The 26,831-nt window shown below is 60.8% G+C and carries 29 protein-coding genes, 1 rRNA gene and 1 pseudogene; 19 read left to right on the forward strand and 12 right to left on the reverse strand.

What is annotated here, in order from left to right; all coding sequences use genetic code 11:
• Nucleotides 1-96, reverse strand: a 16S ribosomal RNA gene (locus tag BBF94_RS00005); the annotation flags it as partial.
• A 665-nt stretch (nt 97-761) separates the two neighbouring features.
• Between BBF94_RS00005 and rhtA the strand changes: the two genes are divergently transcribed.
• On the forward strand, nt 762-1,649 hold the full coding sequence (gene rhtA, locus BBF94_RS00010; RefSeq protein ID WP_065257013.1) for a threonine/homoserine exporter RhtA: 888 nt from the start codon (nt 762-764) through the stop codon (nt 1,647-1,649).
• Between the two features lie 167 nt (nt 1,650-1,816).
• Nucleotides 1,817-2,098, forward strand: a complete 282-nt coding sequence (locus BBF94_RS00015; RefSeq protein ID WP_065257014.1) for a hypothetical protein — start codon at nt 1,817-1,819, stop codon at nt 2,096-2,098.
• 12 nt (nt 2,099-2,110) lie between these two features.
• On the opposite strand, the gene BBF94_RS00020 is transcribed toward BBF94_RS00015, so the two are convergent.
• A complete protein-coding gene (locus BBF94_RS00020) occupies nt 2,111-2,680 on the reverse strand; it encodes a TetR/AcrR family transcriptional regulator (protein ID WP_065257015.1) in 570 nt (189 codons plus the stop codon).
• Between the two features lie 92 nt (nt 2,681-2,772).
• On the opposite strand from BBF94_RS00020, the gene BBF94_RS00025 reads away from it, so the two are divergent.
• Entirely contained in the window at nt 2,773-3,501 is a 729-nt protein-coding gene (locus BBF94_RS00025) for an SDR family oxidoreductase (RefSeq protein WP_065257016.1), read from the forward strand.
• A 34-nt stretch (nt 3,502-3,535) separates the two neighbouring features.
• Complete coding sequence (locus tag BBF94_RS00030; protein WP_065257017.1) at nt 3,536-4,126, forward strand: 2-hydroxychromene-2-carboxylate isomerase; 591 nt, start codon at nt 3,536-3,538, stop codon at nt 4,124-4,126.
• A gap of 75 nt (nt 4,127-4,201) precedes the next feature.
• Here the strand turns inward: BBF94_RS00030 and BBF94_RS00035 are convergent, their stop codons facing one another.
• The 4 genes from BBF94_RS00035 to BBF94_RS00050 all read right to left on the reverse strand — a co-directional run bounded on the left by BBF94_RS00035 (nt 4,202) and on the right by BBF94_RS00050 (nt 8,426).
• On the reverse strand, nt 4,202-6,010 hold the full coding sequence (locus BBF94_RS00035) for an aminopeptidase P family protein (protein WP_065257018.1): 1,809 nt from the start codon (nt 6,008-6,010) through the stop codon (nt 4,202-4,204).
• A 57-nt stretch (nt 6,011-6,067) separates the two neighbouring features.
• The gene (locus tag BBF94_RS00040; RefSeq protein ID WP_065257019.1) at nt 6,068-7,234 is read right to left on the reverse strand and encodes an aminotransferase class V-fold PLP-dependent enzyme; all 1,167 of its coding nucleotides are present in this window, start codon (nt 7,232-7,234) and stop codon (nt 6,068-6,070) included.
• Nucleotides 7,235-7,440: 206 nt separating this feature from the next.
• Nucleotides 7,441-8,055 (reverse strand): LysE family translocator, encoded by a 615-nt coding sequence (locus BBF94_RS00045; RefSeq protein WP_065257020.1) that lies wholly within the window; start codon nt 8,053-8,055, stop codon nt 7,441-7,443.
• Nucleotides 8,056-8,156: 101 nt separating this feature from the next.
• Entirely contained in the window at nt 8,157-8,426 is a 270-nt protein-coding gene (locus BBF94_RS00050) for a hypothetical protein (protein ID WP_065257021.1), read from the reverse strand.
• 390 nt (nt 8,427-8,816) lie between these two features.
• Here BBF94_RS00050 and msuE point away from each other — a divergent pair, with 390 nt between their 5' ends.
• From msuE to BBF94_RS00070, 4 genes are read left to right on the forward strand one after another with little or no spacing between them, the layout of a single operon-like run.
• On the forward strand, nt 8,817-9,380 hold the full coding sequence (msuE, locus tag BBF94_RS00055) for an FMN reductase (RefSeq protein WP_065257261.1): 564 nt from the start codon (nt 8,817-8,819) through the stop codon (nt 9,378-9,380).
• 10 nt (nt 9,381-9,390) lie between these two features.
• Nucleotides 9,391-10,536 (forward strand): FMNH2-dependent alkanesulfonate monooxygenase, encoded by a 1,146-nt coding sequence (gene ssuD / locus BBF94_RS00060; RefSeq protein WP_065257022.1) that lies wholly within the window; start codon nt 9,391-9,393, stop codon nt 10,534-10,536.
• A 10-nt stretch (nt 10,537-10,546) separates the two neighbouring features.
• A complete protein-coding gene (locus BBF94_RS00065) occupies nt 10,547-11,734 on the forward strand; it encodes an acyl-CoA dehydrogenase family protein (RefSeq protein WP_065257023.1) in 1,188 nt (395 codons plus the stop codon).
• A gap of 23 nt (nt 11,735-11,757) precedes the next feature.
• Complete coding sequence (locus tag BBF94_RS00070; RefSeq protein WP_065257024.1) at nt 11,758-12,861, forward strand: sigma-54 interaction domain-containing protein; 1,104 nt, start codon at nt 11,758-11,760, stop codon at nt 12,859-12,861.
• Here BBF94_RS00070 and BBF94_RS00075 read toward each other — a convergent pair.
• Entirely contained in the window at nt 12,858-13,223 is a 366-nt protein-coding gene (locus BBF94_RS00075) for an antibiotic biosynthesis monooxygenase (RefSeq protein ID WP_065257025.1), read from the reverse strand. The genes BBF94_RS00070 and BBF94_RS00075 overlap by 4 nt on opposite strands.
• 90 nt (nt 13,224-13,313) lie before the next feature.
• Here BBF94_RS00075 and soxR point away from each other — a divergent pair, with 90 nt between their 5' ends.
• Nucleotides 13,314-13,772 (forward strand): redox-sensitive transcriptional activator SoxR, encoded by a 459-nt coding sequence (soxR, locus tag BBF94_RS00080; RefSeq protein ID WP_065257026.1) that lies wholly within the window; start codon nt 13,314-13,316, stop codon nt 13,770-13,772.
• Nucleotides 13,773-13,808: 36 nt separating this feature from the next.
• On the opposite strand, the gene BBF94_RS00085 is transcribed toward soxR, so the two are convergent.
• The 3 genes from BBF94_RS00085 to BBF94_RS00095 all read right to left on the reverse strand — a co-directional run bounded on the left by BBF94_RS00085 (nt 13,809) and on the right by BBF94_RS00095 (nt 16,534).
• Nucleotides 13,809-14,579, reverse strand: a complete 771-nt coding sequence (locus tag BBF94_RS00085) for a MetQ/NlpA family ABC transporter substrate-binding protein (protein WP_065257027.1) — start codon at nt 14,577-14,579, stop codon at nt 13,809-13,811.
• A 72-nt stretch (nt 14,580-14,651) separates the two neighbouring features.
• A complete protein-coding gene (locus BBF94_RS00090; RefSeq protein ID WP_065257262.1) occupies nt 14,652-15,317 on the reverse strand; it encodes a methionine ABC transporter permease in 666 nt (221 codons plus the stop codon).
• 2 nt (nt 15,318-15,319) lie between these two features.
• Nucleotides 15,320-16,534, reverse strand: a complete 1,215-nt coding sequence (locus BBF94_RS00095) for an SfnB family sulfur acquisition oxidoreductase (protein ID WP_065257028.1) — start codon at nt 16,532-16,534, stop codon at nt 15,320-15,322.
• Nucleotides 16,535-16,794: 260 nt separating this feature from the next.
• Between BBF94_RS00095 and BBF94_RS00100 the strand changes: the two genes are divergently transcribed.
• From BBF94_RS00100 to BBF94_RS00145, 10 genes and pseudogenes are all read left to right on the forward strand, one after another.
• Nucleotides 16,795-17,253 carry a VOC family protein gene (locus tag BBF94_RS00100; protein WP_065257029.1) on the forward strand — a complete coding sequence of 153 codons (459 nt, stop codon included), beginning with the start codon at nt 16,795-16,797 and terminating at the stop codon, nt 17,251-17,253.
• 189 nt (nt 17,254-17,442) lie between these two features.
• A complete protein-coding gene (locus tag BBF94_RS00105; protein ID WP_065257030.1) occupies nt 17,443-18,318 on the forward strand; it encodes an alpha/beta fold hydrolase in 876 nt (291 codons plus the stop codon).
• 283 nt (nt 18,319-18,601) lie between these two features.
• Entirely contained in the window at nt 18,602-19,801 is a 1,200-nt protein-coding gene (locus tag BBF94_RS00110) for a PepSY-associated TM helix domain-containing protein (RefSeq protein ID WP_065257031.1), read from the forward strand.
• Nucleotides 19,798-20,340: a thiamine pyrophosphate-binding protein gene (locus BBF94_RS00115; protein ID WP_065257032.1), complete on the forward strand. Its 543-nt coding sequence runs from the start codon at nt 19,798-19,800 to the stop codon at nt 20,338-20,340. Before BBF94_RS00110 ends, BBF94_RS00115 begins: the two co-directional genes overlap by 4 nt.
• The gene (locus BBF94_RS00120; protein WP_065257033.1) at nt 20,337-20,669 is read left to right on the forward strand and encodes a hypothetical protein; all 333 of its coding nucleotides are present in this window, start codon (nt 20,337-20,339) and stop codon (nt 20,667-20,669) included. Before BBF94_RS00115 ends, BBF94_RS00120 begins: the two co-directional genes overlap by 4 nt.
• Complete coding sequence (locus tag BBF94_RS00125; RefSeq protein ID WP_065257034.1) at nt 20,666-21,232, forward strand: DUF6162 family protein; 567 nt, start codon at nt 20,666-20,668, stop codon at nt 21,230-21,232. Before BBF94_RS00120 ends, BBF94_RS00125 begins: the two co-directional genes overlap by 4 nt.
• Before the next feature lie 35 nt (nt 21,233-21,267).
• Nucleotides 21,268-22,197: a metal ABC transporter substrate-binding protein gene (locus tag BBF94_RS00130; RefSeq protein ID WP_065257035.1), complete on the forward strand. Its 930-nt coding sequence runs from the start codon at nt 21,268-21,270 to the stop codon at nt 22,195-22,197.
• Nucleotides 22,194-23,039, forward strand: a complete 846-nt coding sequence (locus tag BBF94_RS00135; protein WP_065257036.1) for a metal ABC transporter ATP-binding protein — start codon at nt 22,194-22,196, stop codon at nt 23,037-23,039. The genes BBF94_RS00130 and BBF94_RS00135 overlap by 4 nt, the downstream gene beginning before the upstream one ends.
• A pseudogene (locus BBF94_RS00140) lies at nt 23,039-23,937 on the forward strand (metal ABC transporter permease). The gene BBF94_RS00135 and the pseudogene BBF94_RS00140 overlap by 1 nt, the downstream one beginning before the upstream one ends.
• Nucleotides 23,938-24,837: a metal ABC transporter substrate-binding protein gene (locus tag BBF94_RS00145; RefSeq protein WP_065257037.1), complete on the forward strand. Its 900-nt coding sequence runs from the start codon at nt 23,938-23,940 to the stop codon at nt 24,835-24,837. It begins immediately after the preceding pseudogene.
• 221 nt (nt 24,838-25,058) lie between these two features.
• Here BBF94_RS00145 and BBF94_RS00150 read toward each other — a convergent pair whose 3' ends face one another.
• Both BBF94_RS00150 and BBF94_RS00155 read right to left on the reverse strand, forming a co-directional pair.
• Nucleotides 25,059-25,283 (reverse strand): MbtH family protein, encoded by a 225-nt coding sequence (locus tag BBF94_RS00150; protein ID WP_065257038.1) that lies wholly within the window; start codon nt 25,281-25,283, stop codon nt 25,059-25,061.
• A gap of 81 nt (nt 25,284-25,364) precedes the next feature.
• Nucleotides 25,365-26,777, reverse strand: coding sequence for an aspartate aminotransferase family protein (locus tag BBF94_RS00155; protein ID WP_065257039.1), 1,413 nt, complete (start codon nt 26,775-26,777; stop codon nt 25,365-25,367).
• Between the last annotated feature and the right edge of the window lie 54 nt (nt 26,778-26,831).

Below are 26,831 nucleotides of genomic sequence, written 5' to 3' on the forward strand. Positions count from 1 at the left end.
CTGAATCAGAGAGCAAGCTCTCTTCATCCGCTCGACTTGCATGTGTTAGGCCTGCCGCCAGCGTTCAATCTGAGCCATGATCAAACTCTTCAGTTCAAACATCTTTGGGTTTTTAAGAAACCCTAAACTTGGCTCAGCAATCGTTGGTTACATCTTTGATTTCTCGCGGAGTAACTTGTGATGCTGATAATCTTGTTGACTATCAGTCTGACTCCACAAGCACCCACACGAATTGCTTGATTCAGTTGTTAAAGAGCGTTTGGTTAAGAGCTTTCGTCTCAACCGAGGCGCGCATTCTACAGCAGCCTCATTTACTGTCAAGTGATTATTTTCAGAAGTTTTCGAAGAATTTCTCAACAACTTCAACCACTTGCGCTTCCGATCTCTCGTTAGCGGGAGGCGAATTCTACAGCGTTACACGCTGCTGTCAACACCTCTTTTTCACCGCTTTCGATCGAGAAGACCGAACCGCCAAAAGAGCCAAACATCACCGCTCTTTCAACTGCTTCCAGGCTTCGATGAACTGAAGCAACTCGCTATCGAAAATCGCTTAACTCATTGAATCTCAAGGAGTTTTCCGTTTCGACTGCGCCGGAAGTGGGGCGAATTATAGACTTCCAGAATCTGCCGTCAACACTTAATTTCGTTTTTCTATCGTGCGAGTAGAAAAGCCGGCGCCTATATAGACGTGCCGCAGATCGGTGCGCAATATACTGCCCAACATCACAATAAAACTCCGCCCTCCTGGATGATTTTCCGCAATGAATGATCAACCCCGCAGCCTGGCCTCAACCCTTTTCCCGGTCGGCCTGCTACTTATAGCCATGGCGTCCATTCAATCCGGGGCATCGCTGGCCAAGAGTATGTTTCCCATAATTGGTGCCCAAGGAACGACGACATTACGCTTGATATTTGCCAGCGTGATCATGCTGTTATTGCTGCGCCCCTGGAGAGCGAACCTGACGGCCAAGTCTCTGCGCACTGTCATCGTCTATGGAATGGCCTTGGGCGGCATGAACTTCCTCTTCTATATGTCATTGCGTACGGTGCCTTTAGGGATTGCGGTAGCCTTGGAGTTCACCGGCCCTTTGGCGGTTGCCATTTACGCCTCCCGACGCGCAATAGACTTCCTCTGGATCGCACTTGCCGCTACCGGACTGCTTTTGCTGATACCGACAGGAGCGACCACTGTCGGCCTGGATCTTGTTGGCGCCGGATATGCACTGGGGGCTGGTGCCTGCTGGGCGCTGTATATCCTGTTCGGCCAGAAGGCCGGCGCCGATAACGGTGTAACCACAGCAGCGCTGGGCGTCATGATCGCAGCTCTGTTTGTCGCGCCGATCGGCATCATCCATGCGGGCGCCGCACTACTGACGCCTTCCCTGATACCGGTCGCGATCGGCGTTGCCATTCTCTCTACCGCCCTGCCCTACACCCTGGAAATGGTTGCCCTCACCCGTATGCCGGCCCGCACGTTCGGAACACTGATGAGCATCGAACCGGCATTCGGTGCATTGTCCGGTTTGTTGTTCCTGCAGGAATACCTGACGTTTGCGCAATGGATGGCGATCCTATGCATCATCCTGGCGTCAGTGGGGGCAACCATGACAATGGGAGCAGCAGCCAAGCCAGCGGTTGCCGCGGATTGAAACAGGATTTGACTCAGGTCTGGTAATTGGTGCTCATTTAGGCCATGTTAGCCACGTAACCCAATGCCAGACATGGATTTTTCGGACAGGGACATCAGAACGCCTACAGCGCGAGCGAACAGGGGCGGACCCGAGCACCAGACCCGAGGCCGCCATTAAGGATGGTAATGAAACGAATCTTGATACTGATCGCCGTACTCGCCATAGCGGGCTGCGCCGCGACATCGAAAACCCAGGTGAAGCACGGCAAGAAAGGGCTGCATATCAATTGCTCCGGACTCTCCTCTTCCTGGGACAAGTGCTATACCAGCGCCGCCAACGCCTGTGCACCGAAGGGTTACAAAGTCATTGCCAAATCAGGTGACGCCGTGGAGGAGCCGGGTGATTATCCATTCGGTCTGAATCCCGCTGGCTATACCAGCCGTAGCATGATCGTCATCTGCAAATAGTTCGACGCCATCTCACTCAGCGCATCGTTCATCGAGCACGCGCTGTATCTCCTGGTGGCTCGACTCCAGTACCCTGCGCTGAATCTCGGGCGAAGCAAGCATTCGTGCTACCACCAACGCCCCGACACATTGCGACAGAATGGACCAGGCAAGATTGTCGCTCTCCAGTATCTGTGCCCAACTTTCCTGGAGTCGGCAGATCCATAGCTCTGCCTGTTCACGCACCGACTCATCCGACCGGGCTATCTCAGCCCCCAATGCAGGTAACGCACAACCGGATTCCGGCTGCTCGACATGAGCCATGCTCAGATACTGCTTGAGACAGCGTTGCAGTCGCTGCCTGTCCTGCGCTCCCTCTCCGCCCAGCCGCTCCAGGCTTTGACTTAACTCACGCTCTACGATCGCGCTGAACAACTCACTTTTTGATGAGAAATGGCTGTAGAACGCAGCGCCACTCAGTCCGATCGCCTTCATCAGACCATCCACTCCCACGGTCGAGAAACCGGAGCTTTTCGCCGACAGCGCGCTGCTTTGCAGCAGTTTTTCCCGGGTTTCCAGTTTGTGGTTGGCGGAGTAACGCATGGCTTTTTCCTCAGAGTGAGCTGTCTTGACGCTGACAAAATCCTAGCATAACGTTCGTTCACTTAACGATCGTTTACCAAAGGGATCCACCCATGAATAACAAGAAGGTCGTATTGGTTGTCGGTGCAGGTGATGCAACGGGCGGCGCCATCGCCAGAAGGTTTGCCAAAGAAGGTTTCATCGCTTGCGTCACACGTCGCAGCGCCGACAAATTACAGCCGTTGGTGGATGCCATTCAGGCAGACGGCGGCGAAGCCCATGGTTTTGCCTGTGACGCACGAAAGGAAGAAGAGGTGATTGGGCTGATCGAAGAGATCGAAACCCATATCGGGCCGATTGAAGCGTTCATTTTCAACATTGGCGCCAACGTTCCTTGCAGCATCCTCGAAGAAACTGCACGCAAGTATTTCAAGATCTGGGAAATGGCCTGTTTCTCGGGCTTTCTGAACGCTCGCGAAGTGGCAAAGCGTATGGTTACCCGCAAACGCGGCACGATTCTGTTCACCGGCGCCACTGCGGGACTGCGTGGAGCTTCCGGATTCGCGGCGTTTGCCGGCGCCAAGCATGGCATCCGCGCCCTGGCGCAGAGCATGGCCAGGGAACTCGGGCCGATGAATATCCATGTTGCCCACGTCGTGGTTGATGGCGCCATCGACACCGATTTCATCCGCAGCAACTTCCCTGACAAGTATGCGACCAAGGATCAGGACGGGGTTCTCGATCCCGGGCATATAGCCGAAAACTATTGGTATCTGCACAGCCAGCCGAGGGACGCCTGGACCTTCGAGCTGGATCTGCGTCCGTGGAATGAACGCTGGTAACCTTCCTCAAAAAATAAAAACGAGTGCAGCGAACATGAGCAAAACCGTGGAGTTTTACTTCGACCTTGGCAGCCCGGCCACTTATCTGGCGTACACCCAGCTGCCCGCCATCTGCGCCAGGACCGACAGCCGGCTGGTCTATATCCCGATGTTGCTTGGCGGCGTATTCAAAGCCACAGGTAATGCATCACCGGCGATGATCCCGGCCAAAGGTCGTTACATGTTTCAGGATCTCGACCGCTACGCCAAACGCTACGGCGTGCCCCTGAAATTCAACCCGCATTTTCCGATCAATACGCTGATTTTGATGCGGGCGGTGACCGGCATTCAGTTGCGCTATCCGGAACGATTCCAGGCCTTTATCGATTGCCTGTTCAAGGCACTTTGGGTCGACGGGCGGACACTCGATGAACCGGCAACGGTTGCAGCGGTGCTGGCCGAACATGGCTTTATTCCGGAGCAGACACTGGCGTTGACCAACGATGAAGCGGTGAAAACCGCACTCAAAGAGAACACCGAAATTGCTGTCAAGCGTGGCGTCTTTGGCGCGCCGAGCATGTTCGTCGGCGATCAGTTGTTCTTCGGTCAGGATCGACTCGACTTCGTTGAAGAAGCCTTGCGCTAGATTTCTTCCAGCAGACGTCCAGGAGCTGCTTTCAACGAGAGCAGTTCATGGACGTCGCCAGTCGCGTTCAATCGCTTAAATTGCAGCAGTGCGCGTATTCAGCCACGCCAACGCCTCACCACTAAGCAACGGACTCAAACGCTCGCGCACTTCGGTGTGATAGGCGTTGAACCATTGCTTCTCTTCCTGCGTGAGCAAGGACGGTTCCAGGCAACGGGTGTCGATCGGACACAGGGTCAGGGTTTCGAACTTGAGGAAGTCGCCGAACTCGCTGCTGCCAGCTTCAACGTTCATCGCCAGGTTCTCGATTCGCACACCCCAACGCCCCGGGCGATAAGTACCGGGCTCGATAGAGGTGATCATTCCTGGCTGCATGGCGGTTTGCGGCGCTGGCGCGGCCTGATAGGCGATCACCTGCGGACCTTCGTGCACATTGAGGAAATAACCCACGCCGTGACCGGTGCCATGGCCGTAATCCACGTTCTCGGCCCAGATCGGCGCTCGGGCGATCGCATCCAGCAGCGGAGACAGAATGCCTTTCGGGAAATGCGCGCGGGACAATGCAATCACGCCCTTCAACACGCGGGTGCAGTCGCGCTTCTGCTCCTCGGTTGGCGTACCGACCGGCACCATACGGGTGATGTCGGTGGTACCGCCCAGGTACTGTCCGCCGGAGTCAATCAGCAGCAGGCCATTGCCCTCGATCACCGCGTGTTCTTCTTCGGTGGCGTGATAATGCGGCATCGCGCCGTTGGCATTGAATGCGGCGATGGTGTTGAAGCTCAGCGAAACATAATCCGGACGGCGCTCACGGGCTGCCGTGAGTTTTTCGTCGATGGTGAGTTCGGTGATGCGCTCACGACCCCAGGCCGATTCCAGCCAGGTAAAGAACTCGCACAGCGCCGCGCCGTCCTGCTCCATTGCCCGACGGATATGCTCGGCATCTGCCGGGCTTTTTTTCGATTTGGCCAAGGTTGTCGGGTTGATGCCTTCAACCAGTTTCACACCATTGTCGAGGTTGCCCAGCAAACCGCTGGTCACCCGCGCCGGATCCACCAGCAGGCTCGCGTCGCTCGGGATCGCACGCAGGGCATCCGCAACTTCGCTGTAGTCGCGCAGGGTCACACCATCCTTCTCCAACACGGCGCGCAGTTCAGCGTCGACCTTGTTCAACGCCACAAACAGTGTTGCCTTCTCTTGACCGATCAAGGCAAAAGACACGAACACCGGGTTGAATGACACATCGCCGCCACGCAGGTTGAACAGCCAGGCGATGTCATCGAGGGTGGCGATGAAGTGCCAGTCCGCCCCGCGCTCCTGCAGGGTTTCGCGCAGTTGGGCGAGTTTCTCGCCACGGCTGACGGTCGCCTGCGGCGGCAAGTGTTGGTAGATCGGTGCGTCCGGCAGACCCGGACGGTCGCTCCAGACTTCGTTCAACAGGTCGAGGTCGGTACGCAGACTGGCGCCCCGCGCTTCGAGCTTGCTGCCCAGGGTCCGCGCCGAGGCCACGGCCATGACCGCGCCATCGACCGCGACCACGCCACCTTCCGGTGTCTGCTCGGCCAGCCAGTCCAGCGGGCCCGGCTGACCCGGTTGCAGTTTCACCAGTTCGATACCGCTGCCCTTGAGTTCCTTGGTCGCCTGCTCCCAGTAACGACTGTCGGCCCAGACACCGGCGAAATCGGCAGTGACAATCAGGGTTCCCACCGAACCATGAAAACCCGACAACCATTGCCGCCCCTGCCAGTAACCCGGCAGGTACTCCGACAGGTGCGGGTCGGCGGACGGCACCAGCAGTGCGTGAATGCCTTCGCGACGCATCAGTTCGCGGGTGCGCGCCAGGCGCTGGGGAACCGTTCCTTCGGTCAAAGTCTGGGTACTCATCGTGTCTCCTGCCAATCACTTCATCGTTATTGTTCGGTGCCGTTCGAAACCGGCTCGTTAAAGCCCTGTCGCCCAGAATGCCGGAGCATTGGCGCAGGCGGTCTTTATCAGATCTATAGCCTTGTCGATGTCCTCGGCGGTGGTGAAACGGCCGAGGCTCAGGCGAATGGTACGGCCGGCCAGGTGTGCGTCGTGCCCCAGCGCCAGCAACACGTGGGACGGTGTATTGCTGGCGGAATTGCAGGCCGAGGTCGCGGAAAACGCGATCGAATGGCTCAATGCCGCCGGATTGAACTCGCCTTCGCTGAAGGTCAGGCTCAGGGTGTGCGGAATGCGTTGCGCGGCGCTGCCGTTGAGACGCACGCCGGGCAGGCTCAACAGTTGTTCGAGCAGTCGCTCGCGCAGCGCGACGATGGTTTTCTTCTCGTCCTCGAAAGCCTCGGCAGCCAGGGCAAACGCCGAGCCCATGGCAGCAATCTGATGCGTCGCCAACGTACCGGAACGCAACCCGCCCTCGTGACCGCCGCCATGAATCTGCGCCTGCAAACGTTGTTGCGCACGCGGTCCGACGTACAGCGCACCGATGCCCTTGGGGCCGTAAAGCTTGTGCGCCGAAAACGACATCAGGTCCACCGGCCATTGCGCCAGATCGATCGCCACTTTGCCGGCGCCCTGGGCCGCATCGACGTGGAATAACGCACCACGCCCACGCACCACTTCACCGATGGCCGGAATGTCGTTGACGGTGCCGAGTTCGTTGTTCACCAGCATCAACGACACCAGAAAGGTGTCATCGCGCATCGCTTCGCTGACCGCCTGCGGAGTGATCAGGCCCTCGGCGTCCGGTACCAGGTAGGTGACGGCCACACCGGACTCCTGCAATTGCCGGGCAGTGTCAAGAATGGCTTTGTGTTCGATCTGACTGGTGATGATGTGCCCGCCGGAAACGCCGCGTGCCTGAGCCACGCCCTTGAGGGCGAGGTTGTTGGATTCGGTGGCGCCGGAGGTCCAGACGATTTGCTGTGGCTGCGCGCCGACCAGTTCGGCCACCTGACGGCGGGCGTTTTCGACGGTTTTGCGGGCCTGCTGACCAAAGGCGTGGGAACTGGAGGCAGGGTTGCCGAAATTACCGTTGAAACCCAGACACTCGATCATCACCTGAATGACCCGCTCGTCCACCGGAGTGGTGGCGGCGTAATCGAAATACAGCGGACGTTGATTCATAAAAAGACTCGCAGAGCGTGTTCCGGGATCAGGAAGCTCGTGTCTACAAACGGCGCGACGCAGCCTTGTGAGCTGCGTCCGGGTTCGAGAGCGTCATCAATACCTGATCGGATGCCGTTAAAGAAGAACAACTTCATTTAAAAGTGCGTAGGAACGCTCCTGAACGCGACTTTAACAGGCATCGGGCCGGCGGTTGTAGCACTGCGTCAGCTAAAGCTCTCAAGGAGTAACGGATACAGCGAAATCACCAGCAGCGCAGCCATGCCCCAGTTGAACACCCGCAACCAGCGGCGATCCTTGAGCACGTTGCGCAGCAAGGTCCCGCACGCCGCCCAGACGCCGACGCTCGGCAGGTTGATGATGGCGAACACCGCAGCGATCACGATGACGTTGGTGAAATATCCCTGCATGGGTGTGTAAGTGCTGATGGCACCGATGGCCATGATCCACGCCTTGGGATTGACCCACTGGAAAGCTGCCGCGCCGAGGTAGCTGATCGGTTTCGCCTCGCCCTGCTCGCTGTCGCCGACCGGGCCGGAATGGGCGATTTTCCAAGCCAGGTACAGCAAGTACGCCGCGCCGACATACCGCAGCACCGAGTACAGGATCGGATAGGTCTGAAAGACCGCGCCCAGCCCGAACCCCACCGCCACCACCAGCACGAAGAAGCCGCAGGTAATGCCGAGCATATGAGGAATGGTGCGGTTGAAGCCGAAATTCACCCCCGACGCCAACAACATCGTGTTGTTTGGCCCCGGTGTGATCGAGGTGACAAGAGCAAACAGGGCAAAGCCCAACAGCAGGTCAAGCGAGAGGGTCATGGCAGGCAGTCCATCAGGGTCATTCAGGTGTTGACCCTATCCCACGGCGCCGCGCAAACCCACGGACAGTTGGGTAAAACTTCGAGCGGTACAGTTGAGGATCAGCTAGGACGCCCGTGCAGCTGTACGGCTCGTTCTGCGCTCATCTCACCCTTGTTATCAAAGCCGAAAGGCTTCTGCGGCTGACCGAGCAATTCAGCTTTCTTCGCCTGATATTCATCGAAGGACAAACCACGACGATTGAGGCTTTCAAGGGCCAGTTCACGGGTTTCTTCCGCCGTGTAAGGGCGCAGTTCCGGGGAAACGTGGCTCGCGCAACCGGCGAGAACGGAGGCAGCGAGCATCAGGGAAACAGTCAGTAAACGATTCATGGGAGCGTCCTGGCGAGCAATGTGGAGTCGATGGAGAAAGGCTACGCCCGGGCTCGTCGTGGCAGAAATCAACGCTCTCAATAGTGGCTATCAGGTTTGCCGACAGATCAGTCTCAAATATTCAAAAAAGATCTATCAATATCAATTAACAGTCTTTTACGGAATAACAATCAGCCCTTATAAATCCTTCATCGCGTTCGGCGCTGTTGCTCCAGCAACTGTTTCCCAGGCAACAGCGGTTCAACAAACCGGCCCGAAAGTCACACAAGCACAGCCGTCGACAACGCTCAAAGCCCCGGAATACGGGCCTTACAGGAATTGGTACAGCGCTTGCTCTGCTCCCGTGACTACTCACTGCTCGCCGAGCAACTGTTGAAAAAGGAACTGACCATGTCGCGTCCATTGAAAGTCGTCGCCCTGTCCGGCGGAACCTGGCGTCCGTCTCGCACACTGGTATTGACCCAGGCCCTGCTGAGCGAATTGTCCGGGCACCTGCCCGTCGAGAGTCACTTGATCGAACTCGGCGATATCGCCCGCCCGCTCGGCGCCGCACTGTCCCGTCAGGAGTTGCCGGCGGAAATCGAAGCCGAACTGCAGGCCATCGAACAGGCTGACCTGCTGATCGTCGCCGCGCCGGTTTATCGCGGTTCGTATCCAGGATTGCTCAAACATCTATTCGACCTGATCGATCTGAACGCGCTGATCGACACCCCTGTGCTGCTCGCCGCCACCGGTGGCAGCGAACGCCATGCGCTGGTCCTCGATCACCAGTTGCGTCCGCTGTTCAGTTTCTTCCAGGCCGTGACCTTGCCCATCGGTGTGTACGCCACCGAGGCCGATTTCGTCGACTACCAGATCACCAGCGAGCCCCTGAAAGCGCGCATCCGTCTGGCCGCCGAGCGCGCCGCGCCGCTGTTCGGTACGCACATCAAACCGTTGCTGAAAATCGCCTGAGGAGCTGTTCATGGATGTTTTCTGGTTCCTGCCGACTCACGGCGACGGTCACTATCTGGGCACCGCCCAAGGCGCGCGTCCGGTCACCCTTCATTACCTGAAACAGGTTGCGCAAGCCGCTGACAGCCTCGGCTATCACGGTGTGCTCATTCCCACCGGGCGTTCCTGCGAGGACTCGTGGGTGATCGCCTCGGCGCTGGTGCCGCTGACCGAACGCCTGCGTTATCTGGTGGCGATCCGTCCGGGGATCATCTCGCCGACCGTCTCGGCGCGTATGGCGGCGACCCTCGATCGGCTGTCCAACGGCCGCCTGCTGATCAATGTCGTGACCGGCGGCGACCCGGACGAAAACCGTGGCGACGGCAGTTTCCTCAGCCACAGCGAACGCTACGAAGTCACCGACGAATTCCTGAAAATCTGGCGCCGCGTGTTGCAAGGCGAAGCCGTGGATTTCGAAGGCAAACACCTGCAGGTGCAGAACGCCAAAGCCCTGTATCCACCGGTACAGAAACCCTATCCGCCGCTGTACTTCGGCGGTTCCTCCGACGCTGCCCACGACCTGGCCGCCGAGCAGGTCGACGTGTACCTGACCTGGGGCGAACCACCGGCCGCCGTTGCGGAAAAACTTGCCGACGTGCGTGAGCGCGCCGCCCGTCACGGACGCAAGGTGAAGTTCGGCATCCGCCTGCATGTGATCGTGCGCGAGACCGCCGAAGACGCCTGGAAAGCCGCTGACAGACTGATCGAACACATCAGCGACGAAACCATCGAGGCCGCGCAGAAATCCTTTTCCCGTTTCGACTCCGAAGGCCAACGGCGCATGGCCGCCCTGCACGGTGGGCGCCGCGACAACCTGGAAATCGCTCCCAATCTGTGGGCCGGCGTCGGCCTGGTACGCGGCGGGGCGGGCACTGCGCTGGTCGGTGATCCGCAACAAGTAGCGGCACGAATCAAGGAATATGCAGACCTGGGTATCGAGAGCTTCATCTTTTCCGGTTATCCGCATTTGGAAGAAGCCTACCGGTTTGCCGAACTGGTGTTCCCGCTGTTGCCCGAACCCTACGCGAGCCTGGCCGGGCGCGGCGTGACCAACCTCACCGGGCCGTTTGGCGAAATGATCGCCAACGATGTACTGCCCGCCAAAGCCAACGCCTGAGGAAAACCGAGTGACTGCCAAACCGCAAAGCACCCTGCTTTCCCCGTTGCAGACCGCCCGACAACTGGCCGCTGAATTCGCCCTGACCGCCGTCGAACGCGACGAACGCGGCGGCACGCCGAAAGCCGAACGCGATGCCTTGCGTGAAAGCGGTCTGCTGGCCCTGAGCATTCCCACCCGTTACGGCGGCCTCGGCGCGCGCTGGAGCGAAACCCTGGAAGTCGTGCGCGAGTTCGCCAAAGTCGACAGTTCGATTGCCCACGTTTTCGGTTTTCATCATTTGATGCTGGCCACCGTCCGCCTGTTTTCCCGTCCCGAACAATGGCAGCCATGGTTCGAACAGACGGCGCGGCAGAACTGGTTCTGGGGCAACGCCCTCAATCCGCTGGACACCCGCACGGTGGTCAAGGATCTCGGAGGCTGGCGCGAGTTTTCCGGCAAGAAAAGTTTCTGCTCCGGCGCCAGCGATTCACAGATGCTGATCGCCTCGGCGGTGGACGAAAACAACGGCGGCAAACTGCTGATCGCGGCGATCCCCAGCGGACGCAGCGGCATCACTTTGCACAACGACTGGAACAACATCGGCCAGCGCCAGACCGATAGCGGCAGCGCGACGTTCGAACGGGTGCGGGTCGAGGAATCGGAACTGCTGCTCGATCCCGGCCCGCTGAGCACACCGTTCGCCTGCCTGCGCCCGTTGATCGCACAACTGACGTTCACCCACATGTTTCTCGGCATCGCCGAAGGCGCCTTCGAAGAAGCGCGGCAATACACCCTCAGCGAAACCCGTGTCTGGCACAAGTCCTCGGTGCGCGAGGTGCGTGAAGATCCTTATGTGCTGGCCCATTACGGCGAGTTCTGGGTGGCCCTCGAAGGCATCCGTCTGCTGGTGGAACGCGCCGCCGCGCTGCTCGACGAGGCCTGGGCCAAAGGCCCGAGCCTCAGCGCCGAAGAACGCGGTCACCTGGCCACGGCGATTGCCACGGCCAAAGTCGCTGCCAGTCGCCAGGGGCTGGAGATTTGCAGCCGACTGTTCGAAGTCACCGGCGCCCGTTCGACCCATGCGTCGCTGCGCCTCGACCGCCACTGGCGCAACCTGCGCACGCAAACCCTGCACGACCCGCTGGATTACAAACTCCATGAGCTGGGCGACTGGGCGCTGAACCAGGCCCTGCCGGTGCCGACGTTCTATTCCTGATTTCCTTTCGTGGAGCGAGACCCATGCAACTGCTGACCCTGCCGCCCTCACCCGCCCTGGCCACGTCGATCCGCGCCACCGCCCAGGTCTTCGAAGACCCGAAATCCCGGGCCTTGCTCGCGCATCTGCAACAAGTCGCACCAAGCGAAGCCAGCGTGCTGATCATCGGTGAAACCGGCACCGGCAAGGAGCTGGTGGCGCGGCACATCCATAACTTGAGCAACCGGCGCAACCGACCGTTCATTGCAGTCAACTGCGGGGCGTTTTCCGAATCGCTGGTGGAAGCCGAATTGTTCGGCCATGAAAAAGGCGCCTTCACCGGCGCCCTAAGTGCCAAGGCCGGGTGGTTCGAAGAGGCGGATGGCGGGACGTTGTTCCTCGATGAAATCGGCGATTTGCCCATGGCGATCCAGGTCAAATTGCTGCGGGTATTGCAGGAACGCGAGGTGGTGCGACTGGGTTCACGCAAGAGCATTCCCATCGATGTGCGAGTGCTCGCTGCGACCAACGTGCAACTGGAGAAAGCCATCAACGCCGGGCATTTTCGCGAGGATCTGTATTACCGGCTGAACGTGGTCAATCTGGACCTGAGCCCGTTGCGCGAACGGCCCGGCGACATCCTGCCGCTGACCCGGCACTTCATCGAGGCTTACAGTCAGCGTCTGGGTTACGGGCGCATCACCATCAGCCCCGGCGCCGAGCAAAAGCTGCGCGGCTACAGTTGGCCGGGCAACATCCGCGAACTGGAAAACGTCATCCATCACACGCTGCTGATCTGCCGCAACGGCGTGATTGAGCGCGACGACCTACGCTTGTCGAACCTGCGCATCGACCGTCCGGACGATCAGCACGGCAGCGTCGACGACTCACCGGAAGCGCTGCTCGAACGCGCCTTCCAGAAACTCTTCGAACAACAGGCCGGCGCCCTGCATGAAAAGGTCGAGGACGCTTTGTTGCGTTCGGCCTATCGGTTCTGCCACTACAACCAGGTGCACACCGCCGCGCTGCTCGGCCTAAGCCGCAACGTGACTCGCACGCGGCTGATCAAGATCGGCGAACTGGCGGTCAACAAGCGGCGGCCTACGGAAAACCTGCAAGGCGAGCGCCTGATCCAGTTGTCGATCTAACCCACCAGTTGGCAGTGCAAGCCATCGTCGTGACTGCGGGCGATGCTGCTCAGTACCTGGAATGAACCGAAAGTCACGGTCCGCGCCTGATGAGTGCGGATCAGTTGCCAGAAATCCTGCTCACCGGTTTCGAAACTGCGCAACGCCGCCTCTCCCGCTTCACGGGATTGCCATTGCAGAAAAGCCAGCACACGTCGGCCATCGTCGCTGGCCTGGACACTGGCGCTGACGAAACCGGCATAACGCTGGGCCAGACGTTCGGTCTGTACGGTCAGCGCCGCGACCAGCGCCGGTTGTTGGCCGGGCTCGATTTCGAATTCGATCAATTGGGTGAAGCTGCGGTTTTTCGCTGTAACTTGCATGACGCCCCCACTCTGTCAGGCGAATCTTGCGATTCGAAGGCCTGCAGGGTAAAACCTAGAGTTAACTAGAGGTCAAGGGGCAATTTTCAAATGGTCACAGCGGAAAACCTGCACAGACAACTCACGGTTGGCGAAGTCGCGGCCCGCAGTGGTGTCGCCGTCACCGCCCTGCATTTTTATGAATCCAAAGGCTTGATCAAAAGCCAGCGCAATGCCGGCAACCAGCGCCGTTATCCACGGGAAGTGTTGCGCCGGGTGGCGTTGATCAAGGTGGCGCAACGGCTGGGCATTCCACTGGCGGAAATCGGTGAGGCACTGAAACAGTTGCCGGACAACCGCGCACCGACGGCGGCGGACTGGAAAGTGTTATCGGAGCAATGGCGGCGGGAACTGGATGAACGAATCAATCAGTTGATGCTGCTGCGGGATCGTTTGACGGGTTGCATCGGTTGCGGCTGTCTGTCGATGGAAGCCTGCCCGCTGCGCAACCAGGGCGATGTGCTGGGCGAGCAAGGGCCGGGAGCGCACTTTCTCGATGTCCCGGGTTGACGGTTCCCACGGCGCGGGAACCGTCGAATCGATCAATCAAAAACCCGGCGCAATCTGGCCTTTGTAACGGGTCAGAATGAACTGACGCACTTCATCGGAATTCAACGCCTTGGCCAGTTTCTGCAGGCCAGGGTCGTTGATGTTGTCGGGACGTGCGACCAGAAACTCGATGTACAGGCTCTTGCCTTTTTCGACGATCAGCGCGCTGTTGGTGTCGATCCCGGCTTCCAGCGCGTAGTTGGCGAACACGAACGCGAGATCCACCTGACTCACCGAACGGGCCAGCAATGCACCTTCCAGCTCACGGATTTTCAAATGTTTGGGGTTTTCGACGATGTCACGCTGGGTGGCCAGCGTGTTGCTCGGATCCTTGAGCTTGATCAACCCCGCCTCATGCAACAGCACCAGGGCGCGACCGGTGTTCACCGGGTCGTTGGGGATCGACACGCTGGCGCCGTCTTTCAGTTCCGAGATGTTTTTGATTTTGGTGGAGTACGCACCGAACGGTTCGATGTGCACCCCGACCACCGGCACCAGATCAGTGTGGCGGGTCTTGTTGAAGTCATCGAGAAACGGCCGGTACTGGTAGTAGTTGGCGTCGAGGTTTTTCAGCGCCAGTTGCTGGTTGGGCTGGATGAAGTCGGTGAAGACCTTGATGTCCAGGTCCACGCCTTCCTTGGCCAGGGTCGGTTTGACGAATTCGAGGATTTCCGCGTGCGGCACCGGGGTGGCACCGACGATCAGTTTTTCGTTGGCGTGAGCGCCGAGCGACAGCACGGCAGCCAGAACGGCCAGGGTCTTTTTCATGGTTTGCTCCAAGGCAGATTTGAGTGGCCGTCGTGGGGTGGACGTGGGGCCTTTATGGGGTGAACTTTTTTTTCAGCGGCGGCTGTAGTGCGCCACCAGTCGGTCGCCGGTCATTTGCAGCGCCTGCACCAGAATCAGCAGCAACACCACGGTGACCACCATCACGTCGGTCTGAAAACGCTGATAGCCGAAGCGGATCGCCAGATCGCCGAGCCCGCCGCCACCGATCACGCCGGCCATCGCCGTGTAATCCACCAGCACGATGGCGGTGACCGTCACCGCCGCCAGCAACCCGCCACGGGCTTCCGGCAACAGGGTGTGGCGGATGATCTGCCAGGTGCTGGCGCCCATGGCCTGGGTCGCCTCGACCACGCCGCGATCGACTTCCCGCAGCGCGGTTTCCACCAGCCGTGCAAAGAACGGTGTGCAGCCGACCACCAGCGGCGGAATGGTGCCCGGTACACCCAGCGAGGTGCCCACCAGCAACGTGGTCAGCGGAATCAGCACGATCAGCAAAATGATGAACGGCAGCGAACGCAGCATGTTCACGATCACCGACAGCACCCGATACACGCCGACCGTTTCATGCAATTGGCGCTTGCCGGTGAGAAACAGCAGCAGCCCCAGCGGCAGACCCAGAATCACCGTGAATAGCAGCGCCGCACCGAGCATGCTCAACGTATCGAGGCAGGCCTGGGCAATGTCGGCCCAGTAAATGTGTCTGAACCACTCGGCCATCATCAGGACCAGTCGTGGCGCGGTGGTTTGACGCCGTTGAGCAGCCAGTTGCCGACCACGTGGTATTTCCAGCGCACCGGGTCATGCAGGGTGTGAACCCGGGCGTTGCGCCAGTGGCGGTCGAAGTTGTGTTTCTTCAAGGTCGAACGGGTGCCGCCGAGTTCGAACAGTTTGTTGCTGGCCTCGATGGCGATTTCGGTGGTCAGCACTTTGGCCTTGGCCACGGCCAGGGATGCCAGCGCGACGTTGTCTTCATCCGGTGACGGACGCGCGGCATCCAGTGCATGACCTGCCCGTTCGAGCAAGGCTTCGGCGGCTTCCAGACGGATTTCCAGCGCGCCGATCTGAATGATCGTCAGCGGATCTTCGCTGGCCTTCCCCACCCCGGCATCGATCCATGGCCGGGCGAACTGGCGGACGAACTCAACTGTATCCCGCAGCGCCGCCCGGGCAATGCCGGCGTCGATGGCGGCGGTGGTCAACTGCGCGAACGGCCCGGCCAGGGTCGGACTTTCGTAGGAACGATAAGTCGGAAACAGACTGAATGGCGCCACCAGCAGATCTTCCGCCAGCACCGTGCCGCTGGACGTGGTGCGCTGGCCGATGCTGTCCCAGTCGTCGACGATCACCAGCCCTTTCGTGCCACGCTCGACGAAAGCCAGTTGGCCCTTCTGTTCTTCATCCAGCGCCAGCACCGCCAGCCAGTGAGCGTAAAGCGAGCCGGTGCAGTAACCCTTGCGGCCATTGATCACGAAGCTGTCGCCATAACGACGGATCGTGGTCTGGATGTCCTGCACGTTCTTGCCGCCGGTTTCCGACAGCGCATTGGCGAAGCGATGGCCTTGCAGCGCCAGTTCAAAAAAATGCGCCTGCTGCGCCGGGGTGCCTTGCAGGCGGATATCCTCGAGCAGGCAGTAATGATTTTGCGGGATCTGCCCGAGGGACGGATCGGCGGCGGAAATGATCGCGATCACCTGCGCCAGCACCGCGTACGACACCTGCGCCCCTCCATATTCCTTCGGCACGGTGATGCCCCACAGACCACTGTTGGAATACAGATCGACGATCTCGGCAGGCACTTCACGGCTGCGGTCGCGCTCGGCGGCGCGCTCCTGCAGAACGGCGGCGACCTGTACGGCCACGCGCAAGGCTTCGGCATCGTCGGTGATGCGACGGGCGGTCGGCGGGTTGATCGGATAAACGGCAGATTCAGGCATGGATGACTCTCGGTATCGATGTTGTACCGGGTCATTGCAGCTTCTGTGCCTGACTGGCAGCCCACGTCTTACGCGGCCTTCAGAGGTTTCGTGCGGAATCTGAAGGTAAAAACCCGCGCATTCTGTTGCTTCACTGTCGATGGCTGAACACTGCTCGTCGGGTACTCGGTCGCGGCGGCGACACACGCCTATAGTGGAGCGACCGGCATTCCCGTCGAAGACATGCAGTCAACCGCCAAATAACAACAGGGAGCAACGCCATGAGTGTCAAACCCATTCCCGAGGGGTATCACAGCATTACCCCGTACCTCGGCATTCACAAAGCTGCCGAGGCCATCGATTTCTATAAAAAGGCATTCGGTGCCACCGAAGTCATGCGCCTGAGCATGCCTGACGGTCGTGTCGGCCACTGCGAACTGCGCATCGGCGACAGCGCCATCATGCTCGGCACACCCTGCGACCAAGGGCCATTGCGCAATCCGGACAGCGGCGTGTCCGTCGGTCTGCATCTGTATGTGACCGATGTCGACAAGTCGTTCCAGCGTGCACTGGATGCCGGGGCGACCGCTGTGTCCGAGGTCAAGGATCAGTTCTATGGGGATCGCAGCGGTACGTTGAAAGATCCATTCGGGCATGTGTGGTTCCTGGCCACCCGCAAGGAGGATCTGACCCAGGAGCAGATCGAGCAACGGGCGAAGGAAATGTTTCAACAGGGTTGAGTCATTCAGGGTCCGAACCGGTCCTTTCGCGAGCAGGCTCGCTCCCACACGGGATCGGCGTGTACCTGCCCGCGACAGGCACTCTGGCTCTACACGCTTCATGAACAATCCCAACACGTTTCACGCCTTGTCATGAACGCCCGGCAATTCCACGATGCAGGCCACCTGCCTGAATAAAGGATCAAGCCGATGTTTGCCGGATTCGTCAAAGACCAGCGCCACGTCAACGGCGTGGACATCAACTATCGCGTCGGTGGCAGCGGCCCCGGCCTGCTGCTGTTGCACGGGCACCCGCAGACCCACGTCATCTGGCACAAGGTCGCCGAGCAACTGGCCGAACATTTCACCGTGGTCGCCGCCGACCTGCGCGGTTATGGCGACAGCAGCCGACCGCCGGCCGATGAACGGCATGTCCACTATTCCAAACGGGAGATGGCCCGCGACAACGTGGAACTGATGACGGCGCTGGGCTTTACCCGATTTTCGATCCTCGCCCACGACCGTGGCGCGCGGGTCGCCCATCGCCTGGCCCTCGATCATCCCGCCGCCGTGCAGCGCATGGTGCTGCTGGACATCGCGCCGACCCTGGCGATGTACAGCCAGACCGACGAAGCCTTCGCCCGAGCCTACTGGCACTGGTTTTTCCTGATCCGCCCGGCACCGCTGCCGGAAACGTTGATCGAGGCCGATCCCGAAGGCTATCTGCGCAGTGTCATGGGCAGCCGCAGCGCCGGGCTCAAGCCGTTCACTGACGACGCGTTCGCTGAATATCTGCGATGCCTGAGCCAGCCCGGCAGTGCCCGAGGCATCTGCGAGGATTACCGGGCCAGTGCCGGGATCGATCTGGAACACGACCGTGCCGACCTCGCGGCCAACCATCATCTGAGCTTGCCTTTGTTGGTGCTCTGGGGAGCCGAAGGCACGGTCGGCCGGTGCTTCGATCCGCTCAGGGAATGGCAGCAGGTGGCCACCGACGTGCGTGGCAAGTCCCTGCCCGCCGGTCACTACCTCGCTGAAGAAGTGCCTGAGCTGTTGCTTACCGAAGTGCTGCCGTTCCTGCGCTGATTCGCCGCCAAAAAGTTCAACACAATCCCTTGTGGGAGCGAGCTTGCTCGCGATGACGGTGTGTCTGTGACATTCAAGCTGTCAGACACGACGCTATCGCGAGCAAGCTCGCTCCCACAAGAAACATTTACTTTCATATCCTTCATCGGGATTTGCTTCGGTCATCCGTCTTATTGAGATGCGGGCCGGTCGCACAGGCAAAAGCCGCCACCGGCCCTTCAGGGACTCCCGCGCTGCGAAGCCCGTAGTGCTGCGTCCTGTCACCGAATCAAGACCCGTCATCATGTCGAAGAAATCCCGCTCGAAACTGTGGTTCCTGGTACACAGCTGGCTGGCGTTGCCGATCTGGTTTTTTGTCCTGATCGTCTGCGTCACCGGCACCCTGGCGGTGGTCAGCCAGGAAATCGTCTGGCTGGCCAACCCGCAAATGCGCGCCAGCGCACCGTCGGACGATGCTCAGCGCCTGAGTTATGACCAGATCCTCGCCGAGATCAAAAAGGCCGAACCCCGGACTCAGGTGCAAAGCATCAATCGTCCGGACGAATCGCACTTTGCCCTCGACGTCGATGTCAGCTACCCGGACGGGCGCTCGCTGACGGTCTACGTCAACCCGTACACCGGGGTGATCCAGGGCACCGCGCCGAATTTCAACTTCAAGGCCTTCACCCGCGCGCTGCACGGCTGGTGGCTGGTGCCGTTCACCAACGGTTTCAGCTGGGGCTGGTACCTGGTGTCGTTTCTCGGCCTGCCAATGCTGGCTTCGCTGGTGACCGGGCTGGTGGTGTACAAACGCTTCTGGAAAGGTTTTTTCCGTCCGACCCTGCGTTTCAACCATGGCGCACGGATCTTCTGGGGCGACTTCCACCGCTTGAGCGGCATCTGGTCGATCTGGTTCATTGCGGTGATTTCCATCACCGGTACCTGGTTCCTGATCCAGGCGCTGCTGTCGGATAACCAGATCTCCATTTCCAGCGAACCGATCATTCCGGCCATGTCCCGGGAAGCCGTCCCGATTTCCTCCGATGGCGCACCGCCGCCACGCATCAGCCTGGACCGCGCCATCGAAATCGCCCGGTCGAAAATCCCCGGCCTGGAAGCCAGCTTCATCAGCCTGCCGGGCAATGCCTATGCACATCTGGATATCGGTGGTCGCGGCTGGTATCCGCTGATGTACCAGACCGCGACGCTCAATCCGTACAGCGGAGAGGTGGCGGCTTCGCGGCTGTTGTCCGACCGCACGTCGCTGGAGTTCGTCACCGAGTCCATGCGCCCGCTGCACACCGGGGATTTCGGCGGCCTGTGGATCAAGCTGATCTGGTTCTTCTTCGGCCTGCTGCTGAGCATGATGGTCCTCAGCGGCTTACTGATCTGGACCAAACGCACCGCGCTGGCCACCGCCAACGCCCTCAAGCGCGAGCACAAGAAACAACGCGTCAAGGCGCAACCGGCCCTGCGCGGTGAACCGTCGGAGGTCAGCCCGTGAGCAAGTCCACCACCGTGGCTCAGCCTTCCCGACTGAGCGTGATCTGGCACAAATGGCGTTTCCACATCAACGTGCTGTTGCTGCTGATCCCGCTGGGTTTCATGCCCAGATACTTCGCCGACGCCGCGCTGTTCCGTGGCGACAGCGGCCTGGGCGAGCGCGAGATCGGCGAAATCCAGGTAGGTCCCTGGAGCCTGCGCCTGGCCGAACTGCGTGACGAAGCACCCCGCTCCGACGGACCGGCGGGCTATCTGAAAGGCTTCAACGCTGCGCTTTGCGATGCCTGTATCGAACCGGTCAAGGCCACCTACCTGCGCATCGGCAAGCCGCGCAGCCTGCGGGCCGCCGGTTCGATCTTTTTCGGCACGCCCTATCGCATGGGCATCCAGTTGCCGGTGCCGGAGAAAACCAAAGCCGACGCCGATCTGTGGATCACCATGGAAGGCTGGGACGGCAGCCTGCATCAAGCCTCTATTCCGCTAAGCCAGGCCTCGCCCGCCACCGTTGCCTGGCTGAACAAACAAGGAGCCAAACCATGAGCCGCCCTACTCGCCTGAACATGAGCGTCGCATTGCTGGCGTTGTGTGCCGGTTTCAGCACCGCAGCCCTGGCCCACAACCCGATGTGCGAGTGCAAGGCCATCGATGCCGAACAGATCAAATGCACCGGCGGTTTTTCCGATGGCAGCGGCGCACCGGGGGTGACCCTCGATGTGATCGGCTACGACGAAACCATTCTGGTGCCGGGCAAGCTCGGCGCCGATTCGACCCTGACCTTCAAGAAACCCGGCGCCGAGTTCTACGTGTTGTTCGACGCCGGCCCCGGCCATGTGGTCGAAATCGACCAAGCGGATATCGAAGCCCCATGACCACACCGACCACCCAAATCGTGCGCCCCGCCGGCGCCGGCCATGAAACCCTCAATGTGCTGCTGATCTGCCTGCTGATCCTCGCGGTCGCCGGCTCCGTGGTGGCGTGGCGCGGGGTCTCCCATGAGCCGGAGCCGGTGTCCAGCCATCAACTCGACGCCCGTCGCGACCTCGCCGCCAGCGAACAAGGCATCTACGCCGACCTGCGAGTGACCCTCGACGAAATCCACTTGTTGCGCGAAGAACAGCAGTCTCTGCCGACTCCGCAGAGCCTGGCCGACGAAGGTTTTGCACCCTTCGCCCAGGATGCCAGCTCAGTGAGCCGTGGCGGTCATGCCTGGCGATTGCTGGGCAACAGCGCTTACTTCGGCCACAGCCAGGCACCTGCCGTGGCCGGTTCGTTTCTGATGCGCCTGAACGAAGACGCGCCGGACATCTGGCTTAACCGCGCTGTCGACCTGCAAGTACCGACGGACCTGTCCGACGCGGCACTGACCGCTGCCGGATGGAAACAGATCGTCGCGCAATTCGATGCCGGGGTGACCCGCGAGCATCGTCATTGAACCTTCGCCTTCATTCGAGAGAAGACCGCCTGCCCATGCCCAGTTCATCTCAACGCCGTCCTTTTTTGCGCCTGCTGCTGATCGGCCTGTGCGCCTGCCTGCTGAGCCCGCTGGCCAGCGCCGACCCGGCCAAGCGCCTGCGCATCGGCATCACCCTGCACCCTTATTACAGCTACGTGGCGAATATCGTCGGCGACAAGGCCGATGTCGTGCCGCTGATCCCGGCCGGCTTCAACCCCCACGCCTATGAGCCCCGCGCCGAAGACATCAAGCGCATCAGCGGGCTGGACGTGATCGTGCTCAATGGCGTCGGCCATGACGACTTCGCCGACCGCATGATCGCCGCCAGCGAAACACCGGACATCAAGACCATCGAAGCCAACGAGAACGTGCCGCTGCTGGCCGCCACCGGGGTCGCCGCGCGCGGTGCCGGCAAAGTGGTGAACCCGCACACCTTCCTGTCGATCAGCGCCTCGATTGCCCAGGTCAATAATATCGCCCGTGAACTGGGCAAGCTCGACCCGGACAACGCCAGGACCTACACCCAAAATGCCCGCGCTTATGGCAAACGCCTGCGGCAGATGCGTGCCGACGCCCTGGCCAAACTGACACAGGCGCCGAACGCCGAGTTACGGGTGGCGACCGTTCATGCTGCGTATGACTATCTGCTGCGCGAGTTCGGTCTGGAAGTCACCGCCGTGGTCGAGCCGGCCCACGGCATCGAGCCAAGCCCGAGCCAGTTGAAGAAGACCATCGATCAACTGCGGGAACTGGACGTGAAGGTGATCTTCTCGGAAATGGATTTTCCGTCCACTTACGTTGAAACCATCCAGCGCGAATCCGGGGTGAAGCTGTACCCGCTGTCGCACATTTCCTACGGCGAATACACCGCCGACAAGTACGAAAAGGAAATGACCGGCAACCTCGACACCGTGGTTCGGGCAATTCAGGAGTCCGGCGCATGACTTCAAAAGAAATCGAACTCCCTGTGGGAGCGAGCTTGCTCGCGAAAGCGTCCATTCAGTCAACGTCGCCGTTGGATGAGAAACCGCATTCGCGAGCAAGTCGAGTCGTCGCACCGTCGCTCCCACAAGTATCAGGCCCGGCTCTGGAATTCGCCGACGTCAGCCTGACCCTCGGCCGCACGACCATCCTCGACAAGGTCACCTTTCAGGTTCAGCCCGGCAGCGTGCATGCGCTGGTCGGCCCCAACGGCGGCGGCAAGAGTTCACTGATCAAGACCCTGCTAGGACAGATGCCGCATCAGGGCCGGCTCAGCCTGCAATGGCCCGGCGAGCCCGGCACCATCGGCTACGTGCCGCAGGCGCTGGAGTTCGACCGGGGTCTGCCGATGACCGTCGATGACTTCATGGCCGCCATGTGCCAGCGCCGTCCGGCGTTTCTCGGCCTGAGCAAGCGCTACGCCGGCGCCATTGGTGATGCGCTGGAACGGGTCGGCATGCAGGACAAGCGCAAACGCCGGATGGGCGCACTGTCCGGCGGTGAACGCCAGCGTGTGCTGCTCGCCCAAGGCTTGATTCCGCCCCCGCAACTGTTGGTGCTGGACGAACCCATGTCGGCGCTGGACGAAGCCGGGATCCAGGTGTTCGAACGATTGCTGGCCGACTGGCGCGCGGCGGGCATCACCGTGCTGTGGATCGAGCATGACCTGGAAGCGGTCGGGCGTCTGGCCAATCGTGTCACCGGCCTCAACCGTCGGGTGCTGTTCGACGCCACACCACAACGGGCCCTGACTCCGGAGCGTCTGCTGACGCTGTTCTCGACCCATCCACGGAGCGCTGCCTGATGAGTTACGAAGCCTTTCGTTTGATGGTGCAGGGCTGGGCCACTTCCGGTTATCTGCCGGAGGCACTGGCCTACGGGTTCGTGGTCAACGCGCTGCTTGCCGGTCTGTTGATCGGCCCGGTGCTCGGTGGTCTCGGCACACTGGTGGTGGTCAAGCGTTTCGCGTTTTTCTCCGAAGCGGTCGCCACGCGGCGTTGACCGGCGTGGCCATCGGCATCCTGCTCGGCGAGCCCTACACCGGGCCGTACGGCAGTCTGTTCGGTTACTGTCTGCTGTTCGGGATTTTGCTCAATTACCTGCGCAACCGCACCGGCCTGGCCCCGGACACGCTGATCGGCGTGTTCCTCTCGGTGTCCCTGGCGCTGGGGGCCAGCCTGCTGCTGATTCTGGCAGGCAAGATCAACGTGCACATTCTGGAAAACGTGCTGTTCGGCTCGGTGCTGACGGTCAACGGCAATGATCTGGCGGTGCTGGCGATCGTCGGTTCACTGGTGATGGCCCTGGCGTTACCGCTGTACAACCGCATCATGCTCGCCAGTTTCAATCCGCAACTCGCTGCCGTACGCGGCGTCGCCGTGAAAGCGCTGGACTACCTGTTCGTGGTTCTGGTGACGCTGATCACCGTCGCGGCAGTAAAAGTCATCGGCGCGATTCTGGTAGGCGCCCTGCTGGTGATTCCCGCAGCGGCGGCACGTTTGCTCAGCCAGTCGCTCAAGGGCTTTTTCTGGTGTTCGGTGCTGATCGCCACGGTCAGCACGCTGTGCGGGATTCTCCTGCCCATCGTGTACGACCTGCCGATTCCGTCCGGCGCCGCGATCATCCTCGTCGCCGGCATCGGCTTCGCCCTCGCCGCCATTGCCCGGGGCGTTGTCCCCAGTCTGAAAGGGAACCTTGGATAAATGTCATTTTCTTTGCGCCAACTCGCCCTGCTCGTCGCCCTCGGTGGCTCCGTTTCCAGCCCTCTGCTGGCCACCGAAAAACCTGTGCGGGTGCTGGCCTCGCTGCCGATCACCTACGGTTTGGGCGAAGTGCTGCTCAAGGGCACCGACATCAGCCTCGAACGCGCGGCGCCGGCGAATCTGCCGGGCAGCCGCCAGTCGGCGTATTTCACCGGGCGCGGCGCCCCGGCGCTGGACAAACTGGCCACTGGCGCCGATGCCGTGATCGGCGTGCGCTCGCTGTGGGCCGACGATCCGCTGTACCCCATCGCCCGACGCAGCAACATCCGCATCGTCGAGGTCGACGCCGCCCGGCCGGTGGACGGTGCCTTGCCGGGCATCGCCGTGCAACCGGGGTTGAAGGTTGATGGCCTGAACAGTCAGCCGTGGCTGGCCAGCAACAACATGGGCCGCATGGCGGACGTGATGGCGTCGGATCTGGTACGTCTCGCGCCGAAGGACAAACCGAAGATCGAAGCCAATCTGGCGGCGCTCAAACAGCGCCTGCTGAAACTCACTGCCGACACCGAAGCGCGTCTGGCCAGTGCCGATAACCTGAGCGTGATGAGCCTGAGCGATCACTTCGGCTATCTGATCGGCAGCCTCAATCTGGAGTTGATCGGACAGGATCCGCGCCCGGATGCCGAATGGACGCCAGAAGATCTGAAAAAACTGACCGCCACACTGAAAGACAATGACGTAGCGGTGGTGCTGCACCATCGGCAGCCGTCGGACGCGGTGAAAGCAGCCATTGCCGAATCAGGCAGTCATCTGCTGGTGCTCAGCACCGATGCGGCGGATCCGGTGGCGGAGCTGGAAGGGAATGTGGATGCGCTGCTCAAAGGTCTGAGCGGCGCGTAACGCCAGTTGCCCCCCCGTTGATCGTTCCCACGTCGAGGGGTCGAACCGTCCGCGTGGGAATGCAGCCCGGGACGCTCCGCGTCCCTTCCAAAGCGGACGCGGAGCGTCCAATGAGACATTCCCACGCAGAGCGTGGGAACGATTATCAAGGCCGATCTTCCAGACATGAAAAAACCCGCTGACTGTTTCCAGTCCAGCGGGTTTCTTTTTGATCGGCAGTCTTACTGCGCCGCCGCTTGCGCTTCCATCTTCTGGCGCAGGCTCAGCGGACGCATGTCGGTCCAGACTTCCTCGATGTAGGCCAGGCACTCCTTTTTCATGCCGCTCTTGCCCACGGTGCGCCAGCCTTCCGGAATGGCCTTGTAGTCCGGCCAGATCGAGTACTGCTCTTCGTGGTTGACCACGACCTGAAAGAGGATGTCCTCGCGGTCGAATACTGACGTCATGCTGTGTCTCCATCGTTGTAGGGTGGCTGCACGGCGGGTGCAGCCGGGTCTGTAGAAGGAACGTTCGGCGCGGCGAAAAATTTACAGCGCAGCGATCGCAGCGCTCAATGCACGGCCGAAAATCTCGGCAACGCGGTCGACTTCAGCGGCGGTGATGACCAGCGGTGGCAGGAAGCGCACCACCGCGCCATGACGTCCGCCCAACTCCAGGATCAGGCCTCGCTTGAGGCACTCGCGCTGCACCAGCGGCGCCAGTCGTGCAAAGGCTGGCGGATGACCAAGGGCATCCGGCGTGCCGTCCGGGTCGACCAGCTCGACGCCGAGCATCAGGCCACGGCCGCGAATGTCGCCCAGTTGCGGGAAGTCACGCTGCAGGCTGTGCAGGTGCTCGCTCAGGCGTTCACCCATGGCGGCGGCGTGCTCGCAGACCTTGTGCTCGACCAGGTAACGCATCACAGCGGAACCGGCGGCCATCGCCATCTGGTTGCCACGGAAGGTGCCGGCATGGGCGCCCGGCTGCCAGGTGTCGAGCCAGTCACGATAGACCACCACCGCCAGCGGCAGGCTGCCGCCGATGGCTTTGGACAGCACCACCACATCCGGGGTGATGCCGGCGTGTTCGAAGGCGAACATCTTGCCGGTGCGGGCGAAACCGCTCTGGATCTCGTCGACGATCAGTGCGACACCGGCCTTCTCGGTGATGCGACGCAGCCCGCGCAGCCACTCGATGTCCGCCGGGATCACCCCGCCCTCACCCTGCACCGCCTCGACGATCACTGCTGCCGGCAATTGCACACCGGCCTCCGGGTCGTTGAGCAGGTTTTCCAGGTAACTCAGGTTGGCCTTCACGCCCGCCGCGCCACCAAGACCGAACGGGCAACGGTAGTCATAGGGGAACGGCATGAACTGCACGCCGTTACTGAGCAGTGCGCCCAAGGGTTTCTTCGGCCCCAGGCTGCCCATCAGGCTCAACGCGCCCTGGCTCATGCCGTGGTAACCGCCGGAGAACGCCAGCACGGTGCTGCGGCCGGTGGCGGTACGCACCAGTTTCAGCGCAGCTTCCACCGCGTCGGTGCCGGTCGGCCCGCAGAACTGGATCTTCGCCTGGGAAGCCAGCTCAGGCGGCAACAGACTGAACAGGTCCTGAACGAACTGATCCTTCACCGGCGTGGTCAGGTCGAGGGTGTGCAGTGGCAGTTCGTCGGTCAGCACTTGCTGGATGGCCTCGATCACCACCGGATGGTTATGCCCCAACGCCAGGGTACCGGCACCGGCCAGGCAATCGATGAACGTGCGGCCTTCAACATCTTCGACGTACAGGCCCTTGGCACGCTTGAGCGCCAGCGGAATGCGTCGTGGATAGCTGCGGGCGTTGGATTCCTGCCGGCTCTGGCGGGCCAGCAGCGGCGTTTCGTTGAACTCGTACAGCGTTTGCGCCGACGCGGAGGCGATCCGGGCCGACGACTCTTCGATAAGGCTGGTGGCGACTGACATCTCTCGACCCCTCAATTCGCTATGGATAGTGACCAAAACTGCACACCACACAGG

It is taken from the genome of Pseudomonas bananamidigenes (assembly GCF_001679645.1).
GTDB classification, from domain to species: Bacteria; Pseudomonadota; Gammaproteobacteria; order Pseudomonadales; family Pseudomonadaceae; genus Aquipseudomonas; species Aquipseudomonas bananamidigenes.

Excerpts from the sequence above, each read along its gene's own strand:
- rhtA (WP_065257013.1), top strand. The coding sequence starts at position 762 with ATGAATGATCAACCCCGCAGCCTGGCCTCAACCCTTTTCCCGGTCGGC.
- BBF94_RS00050 (WP_065257021.1), bottom strand. The coding sequence starts at position 8,426 with ATGAATCGTTTACTGACTGTTTCCCTGATGCTCGCTGCCTCCGTTCTC.
- msuE (WP_065257261.1), top strand. The coding sequence starts at position 8,817 with ATGTCGCGTCCATTGAAAGTCGTCGCCCTGTCCGGCGGAACCTGGCGT.
- BBF94_RS00095 (WP_065257028.1), bottom strand. The coding sequence starts at position 16,534 with ATGCCTGAATCTGCCGTTTATCCGATCAACCCGCCGACCGCCCGTCGC.
- BBF94_RS00035 (WP_065257018.1), bottom strand. The coding sequence starts at position 6,010 with ATGAGTACCCAGACTTTGACCGAAGGAACGGTTCCCCAGCGCCTGGCG.
- BBF94_RS00030 (WP_065257017.1), top strand. The coding sequence starts at position 3,536 with ATGAGCAAAACCGTGGAGTTTTACTTCGACCTTGGCAGCCCGGCCACT.
- BBF94_RS00150 (WP_065257038.1), bottom strand. The coding sequence starts at position 25,283 with ATGACGTCAGTATTCGACCGCGAGGACATCCTCTTTCAGGTCGTGGTC.
- BBF94_RS00075 (WP_065257025.1), bottom strand. The coding sequence starts at position 13,223 with ATGCAAGTTACAGCGAAAAACCGCAGCTTCACCCAATTGATCGAATTC.
- BBF94_RS00090 (WP_065257262.1), bottom strand. The coding sequence starts at position 15,317 with ATGGCCGAGTGGTTCAGACACATTTACTGGGCCGACATTGCCCAGGCC.
- BBF94_RS00025 (WP_065257016.1), top strand. The coding sequence starts at position 2,773 with ATGAATAACAAGAAGGTCGTATTGGTTGTCGGTGCAGGTGATGCAACG.
- BBF94_RS00070 (WP_065257024.1), top strand. The coding sequence starts at position 11,758 with ATGCAACTGCTGACCCTGCCGCCCTCACCCGCCCTGGCCACGTCGATC.
- BBF94_RS00015 (WP_065257014.1), top strand. The coding sequence starts at position 1,817 with ATGAAACGAATCTTGATACTGATCGCCGTACTCGCCATAGCGGGCTGC.
- BBF94_RS00130 (WP_065257035.1), top strand. The coding sequence starts at position 21,268 with ATGCCCAGTTCATCTCAACGCCGTCCTTTTTTGCGCCTGCTGCTGATC.
- BBF94_RS00135 (WP_065257036.1), top strand. The coding sequence starts at position 22,194 with ATGACTTCAAAAGAAATCGAACTCCCTGTGGGAGCGAGCTTGCTCGCG.
- BBF94_RS00105 (WP_065257030.1), top strand. The coding sequence starts at position 17,443 with ATGTTTGCCGGATTCGTCAAAGACCAGCGCCACGTCAACGGCGTGGAC.
- BBF94_RS00145 (WP_065257037.1), top strand. The coding sequence starts at position 23,938 with ATGTCATTTTCTTTGCGCCAACTCGCCCTGCTCGTCGCCCTCGGTGGC.
- BBF94_RS00100 (WP_065257029.1), top strand. The coding sequence starts at position 16,795 with ATGAGTGTCAAACCCATTCCCGAGGGGTATCACAGCATTACCCCGTAC.
- BBF94_RS00120 (WP_065257033.1), top strand. The coding sequence starts at position 20,337 with ATGAGCCGCCCTACTCGCCTGAACATGAGCGTCGCATTGCTGGCGTTG.
- BBF94_RS00020 (WP_065257015.1), bottom strand. The coding sequence starts at position 2,680 with ATGCGTTACTCCGCCAACCACAAACTGGAAACCCGGGAAAAACTGCTG.
- BBF94_RS00045 (WP_065257020.1), bottom strand. The coding sequence starts at position 8,055 with ATGACCCTCTCGCTTGACCTGCTGTTGGGCTTTGCCCTGTTTGCTCTT.
- BBF94_RS00125 (WP_065257034.1), top strand. The coding sequence starts at position 20,666 with ATGACCACACCGACCACCCAAATCGTGCGCCCCGCCGGCGCCGGCCAT.
- soxR (WP_065257026.1), top strand. The coding sequence starts at position 13,314 with ATGGTCACAGCGGAAAACCTGCACAGACAACTCACGGTTGGCGAAGTC.
- BBF94_RS00110 (WP_065257031.1), top strand. The coding sequence starts at position 18,602 with ATGTCGAAGAAATCCCGCTCGAAACTGTGGTTCCTGGTACACAGCTGG.
- BBF94_RS00085 (WP_065257027.1), bottom strand. The coding sequence starts at position 14,579 with ATGAAAAAGACCCTGGCCGTTCTGGCTGCCGTGCTGTCGCTCGGCGCT.
- ssuD (WP_065257022.1), top strand. The coding sequence starts at position 9,391 with ATGGATGTTTTCTGGTTCCTGCCGACTCACGGCGACGGTCACTATCTG.
- BBF94_RS00155 (WP_065257039.1), bottom strand. The coding sequence starts at position 26,777 with ATGTCAGTCGCCACCAGCCTTATCGAAGAGTCGTCGGCCCGGATCGCC.
- BBF94_RS00040 (WP_065257019.1), bottom strand. The coding sequence starts at position 7,234 with ATGAATCAACGTCCGCTGTATTTCGATTACGCCGCCACCACTCCGGTG.